The organism is Bartonella sp. AP7XZML (assembly GCF_042195745.1).
In the GTDB taxonomy this organism is placed as follows: domain Bacteria; phylum Pseudomonadota; class Alphaproteobacteria; order Rhizobiales; family Rhizobiaceae; genus Bartonella.
Genome location: NZ_JBHIOT010000068.1, coordinates 119,017 through 126,223, shown reverse-complemented (window position 1 = coordinate 126,223; position 7,207 = coordinate 119,017). Strand labels below are relative to the sequence as shown.

General features: G+C 38.9%; 5 protein-coding genes and 1 pseudogene. All 6 read right to left on the bottom strand.

The features are described from left to right. Positions 1–1,922: pseudogene (locus ACFILT_RS05635) on the bottom strand (hemagglutinin repeat-containing protein); the annotation flags it as partial. A 215-nt stretch (positions 1,923–2,137) separates the two neighbouring features. Continuing rightward, entirely contained in the window at positions 2,138–3,019 is an 882-nt protein-coding gene (locus tag ACFILT_RS05630; RefSeq protein ID WP_375679718.1) for an outer membrane protein, read from the bottom strand. Positions 3,020–3,200: 181 nt separating this feature from the next. After that, entirely contained in the window at positions 3,201–3,425 is a 225-nt protein-coding gene (locus tag ACFILT_RS05625; protein WP_375679717.1) for an outer membrane protein, read from the bottom strand. Continuing rightward, positions 3,418–3,576, bottom strand: coding sequence for a hypothetical protein (locus ACFILT_RS05620; protein ID WP_375679716.1), 159 nt, complete (start codon positions 3,574–3,576; stop codon positions 3,418–3,420). Before ACFILT_RS05620 ends, ACFILT_RS05625 begins: the two co-directional genes overlap by 8 nt. A gap of 810 nt (positions 3,577–4,386) precedes the next feature. Further along, positions 4,387–5,220, bottom strand: a complete 834-nt coding sequence (locus ACFILT_RS05615) for a porin (RefSeq protein WP_375655152.1) — start codon at positions 5,218–5,220, stop codon at positions 4,387–4,389. Positions 5,221–5,556: 336 nt separating this feature from the next. Continuing rightward, a complete protein-coding gene (locus tag ACFILT_RS05610; RefSeq protein WP_375679715.1) occupies positions 5,557–6,390 on the bottom strand; it encodes an outer membrane protein in 834 nt (277 codons plus the stop codon). Between the last annotated feature and the right edge of the window lie 817 nt (positions 6,391–7,207).

The following is a 7,207-nucleotide window of genomic DNA, read 5'->3' as shown; positions in this document are numbered from 1 at the left end:
ATGCTACCTTTGTGGGCTTGCATATTAACAGCGCGTCCTGCTTCTATGCTATCTGTTACCGCTGTAGAGGTCTGAACAGAGGCTTCTGCCTTCTCTGTCTTAAAGCCCACGGTTACGCTAGCAGAAACATCAGCAATATCACGAATAGACTGTTTGTTTCCACCTTTCATCCCATTATAAAGACCTTTGCCTTTGCTATAGAGGTCATAGCCTTTTAGACCAGCAATAAGACCATTGCCGATTTTGTGTTTTGTATCCCCATGACCAAAACGTTTGACTGCATCCTTTACATCTTTTACTGTACCAAGAATATCCACATTGACAGAGCCTGTCACACCAGCAAAAGACTTTTCATGCTTTTCTTTTGCGTTAGAGGTATCATAGCTTTCTGATAGGGTGATATTATTGCCGGCATCAATGTTGACATCACGATCCGCCGAAACAATGGCTGCTTGCATATTTACATCATTGTCAGCAGTAATCTGCACATCTTGGCGTGCCGTGATGTGTGATTGTGTGGAAGTGGTTTCCCATTGATCGCCCGTATCTTTGGCGCTTGCAATTCCAACCCCCAAGGAAGCACCGCTGTTGCTCTTTTCAAACTGAAACCCAAAGCCTGTACGTTCTTCCTTTGAGCTTGCCCTATGGCTATTATGACCAACAAGCACATTGACATCACGAGCTGCCGAAAGGTTAATATTCTCACCTGCAAGATCAGAGCCAACAATTGTCACATCTTTTTTCTTGGCAGTGATGGTGATCGTACCATCCGCATTGAGAGAAGAACCTTGATGCTCAAAACTCTCTTCATTTTCTGTCTTTCCCTCACTCCCGTATATCGACACAAAGCCCTTGCCTGATCCCACACCAAAACCCGTTTCATGCTCCTCTGAATGGCTTTTATGGTGATCTGTCATGCCATCAATCGTCACACTTTCTCCACTCACATTGATATCTTGACCGGAAAGCAGATGAGAAGCCGTGATTATGGTCTCTTTGTCTGATTGCGTGATAATATTTCCCGTTGCCCCAAGGATAGAGGAGACCGTTGTGGTATGCGATTGAGATGTATCGGACGATTTCTCATGCAAAAAGCCACTTGATGACGATTGTGCTTGCTGGTCCAAGTGTTCTTGGGCACCTTTTATGACAATCTTTCCCCCAGAGTGAATGGTAATATCCGCTTGTTTCTGTTCTCCTGGTGCTTTCTCTCCTGACGTTTCCTCTGCCTTACCGGCTATGAGCGTCGAGGCTACAACTTCCGTGTTGTTTCCTGAGTCAATGGCAATGCCTTCACCCCCTGTTATGCTTGATCCCACAACTTGGCGCACATCCATCTTGTTATGCTCAGATTTGCTGCTACTAAACACCCCTCCCTCTTTATGGTACGACATCTCATAATGTAAGCTATCCTCTGCATTATTGATGAGAATATCGTTGCTGGCTTTCAGCCCCACCTTGCCATCAGCCGCAATGGAACTGCCTGTGATGCTAAGGTCATGCGATTTCCCATCCTGCCCTGCAACAACAGTGGTGTCACCTCCCGATTTTATCGAAGAGCCAACGGCATGAGAGGCTTGCATATCCACTTTCGTGTTTTTGGTGCGAAGATGATACTCCATCTCATCGTTTCTCACCCCTATTGTTACCTCCCCTTGGGCGCCAAGAGCAACATTGCCCTTGGCATCTATATCGGAAGCAGCCATATGGATATCTTTTCCAGAGAGAACAGTGGTCTCTTTTCCAGAACTTAGATGAGAGCCATTGTGCAAGGCAACATGAAATGTTTCACTCCCACTCTGATTATCCATGCTGTTGCGTGTGGCATCAATCGAAACATTCCTCTCAGCTTGCAAGAGAAGTTTATCCGTTGCTTGAACATCAGAGCCTAAAATATTCAAATCTTTTCCAGAGGCATAAGTGAGATTGATGTACTTTGAAAAATATTTTTTTTAAACAAATATGTGCATACACAACAACAAGTGTATTCCGTTTAGGGCGTTCTGTTTTGCATGAGGAGTATGATCCCATTAAAAATGAAGAGATTAAGAGGAATAAAATAGAGAGATAATAAAATAAAGGCCCCGTTAAACGAGGCCTTAGTATTTTTTGTGCTGATAATTTCATTTTTACGAAATTAGAATTTGTAAGCGACACCTACACGGAAGTCATTGGTTTTGTAGTTGAATTCACGTGTATCGTTGGCGAATTTCTTTTTACCAAAATCGGAGTAACGGTATTCTGCACGTAAAAGAACGTTGTCTGTCATTGCAAAGTCAACTCCACCACCAATAGTAAAACCAACCATTGTCTTCGTGTCATCAGCCCAAGTACCACCAGTCAAATCTACATTTTGCTTAACTGGTGGATTTTCCACCACATCAGCATTCTGCTCAACCTTAGCTCTCTGTCCTTTTCCTGTAACTGATTGAATGCCCTGTACCTGCGCATAGGCAATACCACCAGCAACATAAGGCATAATACGGTCAACAGCAGCAAAACCGATACGAACGCGTGTAGCACCAGACCATTTTTCTTTGTAACTGTGCTTTTCCGTTACCTTGTCACCTATTTCAAACCGTTGCTGATCTTTTAATTCAACCTTAGCCTTTTCAAGGGCATTATTAAAAAATGCCACATCTTCTTTAGTAAGAGTCAATTCACGGGCTGTTTTTGATTCTTCACGGTCTGCCCAAACTGCATCGGTTTCAACACCGAGAATGAGACCATTTCCAAGGTCTACGTTAGATCCGGCATAAATCCCACCCATGAAACCAGAAGGACTAGGTGTGTTATCTTTTTTGACAAGTTCTTTATCTTCTCCTGGAATAGTTACTTTAGTTTTACTCGAAAAGTTACCAACTTGACCACCAAGATAAAAGCCTGTCCAAGAAAACGAAGGGGCTGCTGCGATAACTGCTGGGGCTGTTTCACGAGGGATGATAATATCAGCAGCTTGTGCTGCAGAAGCTGAAATTAAAGCGGCAATAGAAGTTGCTATTAAAGATTTTGTATTCATAATTTTGCTCCTAAATTAACTATAAAACGACCTTACAAGATTATAAATAGAAAAGCTGTAGCAAAAATGTCACAATCACACAAATAAACCCCAGAAAACAGCGGTTTTGTAAAAGTCAAGATCTCTTGAAAATTTAACTTTTTATTAATACTTTTTATTCATAATTGCACTTTTGATGAAATTAGAACTTGTAAGCGATACTTACACGAAAGTCATTGGTTGTGTAGCCTAGTTTAAGGTAATCCTTTTTATATTCCTTCTTACCAAAGTCTGAGTACCGGTACTCCGCACGAAGCAGAACATGATCTGTCATCGCCAAATCTATACCACCACCAAGGGGGAAACCCTCCATCGTTTTTATTTTATCAAATACTGTAGCAGAAACTTCTTTACTTGGCTTACCCATTTGCCAATTTTTTTGTTCCTGAAACTTTACCAACACCCTGTATTTGCGCATAAGCAATACCATCAGCCACATAAGGCATAATACTGTCAGCGATGGAAAAACCAACACGAACCCGTGTTGCACCAGACCATTTTCGTTGAAACCAATGCAATACACTGCTGTATCACCCTTTTGAAACTTTTCATTTTCATCCAATGTGACACCAGCATCTTTAAATTTATCATTAAAATCATCAATCACAAGAATCTTTGAGACCGTCTTCGTCTCTCCTCGGTCTGCCCAGACTGCATCGGTTTCAACACCTAGAATGAGGACATTTTCAAGATCTATGTTGGAACCTAAAATAAATACCACCTATGAAACCGGAAGACTTAGGTAGTGCATCTTTATCTAAAGTTTTTTTCTTTTGTCTCTAAATCAAATACATCAACTTTGACTTGAAAAGTTGCCAACTTAGCCACCAAGATAAAAATCTATCCAAGAAAATGAAGAGGCTGTGATAACTGCTGGAGCTTTTTCACGAAGAATGATAAAATCAGAAGATTTTGCCACAGAAGCTGCTGCCATAGCGATAACAAAAGTTGTTACTAAAGATTTTATATTCGTAAACTTTGCTCCTCATTTATTTACGAGCACAGTATTATACGACTACAAAAAAAAACGCTGTAGTAAAATGATACAATCATAGGAAACGAAAGTTGACGCAAGATAAAGTCATTTCATAACTTCACGTTTCACAAGAAATTGTAAGTTATAAATACGTATAATTCATTGATTTTACCGCGTAATTATTGCCTGTCGTTTATAAAAATCTTTTTAAGGAAATCTGAATAATATCTTTTACACCGCCAATAAATATGGAGTGTGTAATAATATAACAATAGAAAAATAACAGAGGCTCCGTCTTTAACAGAGCCTCATGACAATTTATTTTATCTTCATCATTTCGTTGTTTACGAAATTAGAATTTGTAAGCAACACCTACACGGAAATCATTGGTTTTGTATGCTAATTTATCCCCGTCCTTTACAAATGCTTTTTTACCATAGTCTGAGTAACGATATTCTGCACGCAATAGAACATTGTCTGTCATTGCAAAGTCAATACCACCACCTACAGTGAAACCAACCATCGTTTTCGTTTCATCAAACACTTTAGCAGAAGCAATTTCGGCACCATCAGCTGTCGCTGCCTTAAGAGAATCAACCACTTGCAGCTGTGTATAAGCAATACCACCAGCAACATAAGGCATAATGCGATCAACGGCGGCAAAACCAACACGAACGCGTGTTGCACCAGACCATTTTTCTTTTATAGAGGTGCTATCTATACGTTTGTCATCCTTCGTGACATTATCAATACTTTTTCCTGAAACAAATGTAGCTTTCGCTACTGTAAGCTTATCTTTGAAACTGTCAAGGCCTGCTTCCCCAATGACTGCTGAATGCGCTTTTGAATCTTCGCGGTCAGCCCAGACTGCATCGGTTTCAACACCTAGAATGAGGCCATTTCCAAGATCTACGTTAGAACCTACATAAATACCACCCATAAAACCGGAAGGCTTAGGTGTCCAATCTTTATCTGTAATTTTCTTTTTTGTTTCTGAATCAACTACATCAACTTTACCTGAAAAGTTACCAACTTGACCACCGATATAAAAGCCTGTCCAAGAAAATGAAGGGGCTGAGATAACTGCTGGGGCTGTTTCACGAGGGATGATAACATCAGCAGCTTGTGCTGCAGAAGCTGCTGCTATAGCGATAACAGAAGTTGTTACTAAAGATTTTATATTCATAAACTTTGCTCCTAATTTATTTATGAGCACAGTGCTACAAGATTACAGAAAGAAAAGCTGTAGTAAAAATGATACAGTCACAGAAAATGGAGGGCACATCCCAGACAAAATCGCTTCATAGCTTGATTTTGTACGAGAAACCTAAAGATATATATATAAATAACTTATTGATTTTAAACGTAATTCTTGTTTATTGTCTATGATTTTTTTTAAAAAAACCTGAATAATATCTTTTCACATCCACAATAAATTATGTATTGTGTGATAATATGGCAACAGAAAATAACAGAGGCTCTGTCAAAGACAGAGCCTCTTCGTTATTTAACTTACCATCTGTTAAAATTTGTAAGCAACACCAACGCGGAAATCATTGGTTTTGTAAGAAGTCTCATATTTATCATTTGAGAATTTCTTTTTCCCAAAATCTGAGTAACGATACTCCGCACGGACAATAATATTATTGGTCATTGCTAAATCAACACCAGCACCAAGGGTGTAACCAACAAGAGTCTTTGTTTCATCAGACAGAGTACCAGAAGCGATTACTTTGTCTGAATCTTTGCCTGTTATTGAAATCAATGCAGTATCTTGAAGCTGTGTATAAGCGATACCACCAGCAACATAAGGCATAATGCGTTCAGCTGCAAAACCAATACGTACACGTGTCGCACCAGCCCACTTTTCTTTAAAAGTGAAACTGTGGGTTCGTTTAGCACCAGGTTCAAGCGCATCTTTACCAATATTAATTCCAGATTCTGTTAATATCTTCTTAATATAATTTATGTGATTTGGAAGAATAACATATGTGTTTCCTGTCTTCGTGTCATCTTTATTAGACCACATGATATCTGTATCAACACCTAAAATAAGGCCATTGCCGAGATCAACGTTGGAACCTGCGTAAAGACCACCCATGAAACCAGATAGTTTAGGCAAAAGGTCATCAGGCGCTGGAATCTTTTTTTCGTTACTGAGAATATCCATTTTCGTCTTACCTGAAAAACCACCAATCTGGCCCCCAACATAAAAACCTGTCCAAGAAAAAGTTGGAGCAACAATAACGGGAGCAACAGGTGTTGGACTGGGGGGAACAATAACATCTGCTGCTTGCGCCGCTGAAACTGAAACAAAAGCGAAAGCAGAAGCTGTTATTAACCATTTCATATTCATATTTTCTCTCCATAGCTGAATATTTATTTGAACACATCATTTCATATAGAACCCCATCTTCAGATATCTGTAGCAAAAATGATACACTTATAAAAAAAACAAAAAGCCAATCAAAGTACCCTTAATTGCTTGATCTGTAATAAATGAGAATTAAACTATGCCTATGCACAAATGATCTCTTTTCCTCACGTTTTCTCTCCTTTATAATTTTGAAAAAAACTGCGCCACAGTACCCTCCGTGTAAAGCGTGTGCTATTGACATAAAAATATAATATATTGATTTATAATGAAAAAATATCTTTTATATTAATTCGTCTGCAATATTGAAGATGTTCTTATCTTAAGCCTTTTTATATTAAAGCCCCCCAGCACCTCACAAACGAGCAAGTGTGTGAATAAATAAAACTATTTAAAAGCTAAAATGCTTCCTATTAATACTCTCAATATTGTAATAGTGAAGACCGTTACAATATTGAGAGCAGCTAAATGTAACTGTTCCATTTAAATTCATACAAACAACATTTTTAGCTTCATCCTTCGCATAACCAAATGTGAATAGCTCTTTGATTATTTTTTCATCATTGTAAAGAACGCTTGTAGCGCACATGAACAAGATCTCCACTACCCTATGGACTGCAACAAGATTACATGCAATTTCATCACGCTTGCTCTTTGTATTTAATTTAGGCATTTATTCCTTTTTGACATATTTACCATTTTTTTCTTCTCTCAACCTTATAGTAAAGTCTTTTTCAGAGCTTCAGCCTTATTTGTAGGCTATCATTTCATACTCCTTTACAAGACGAAATTGAAAAAA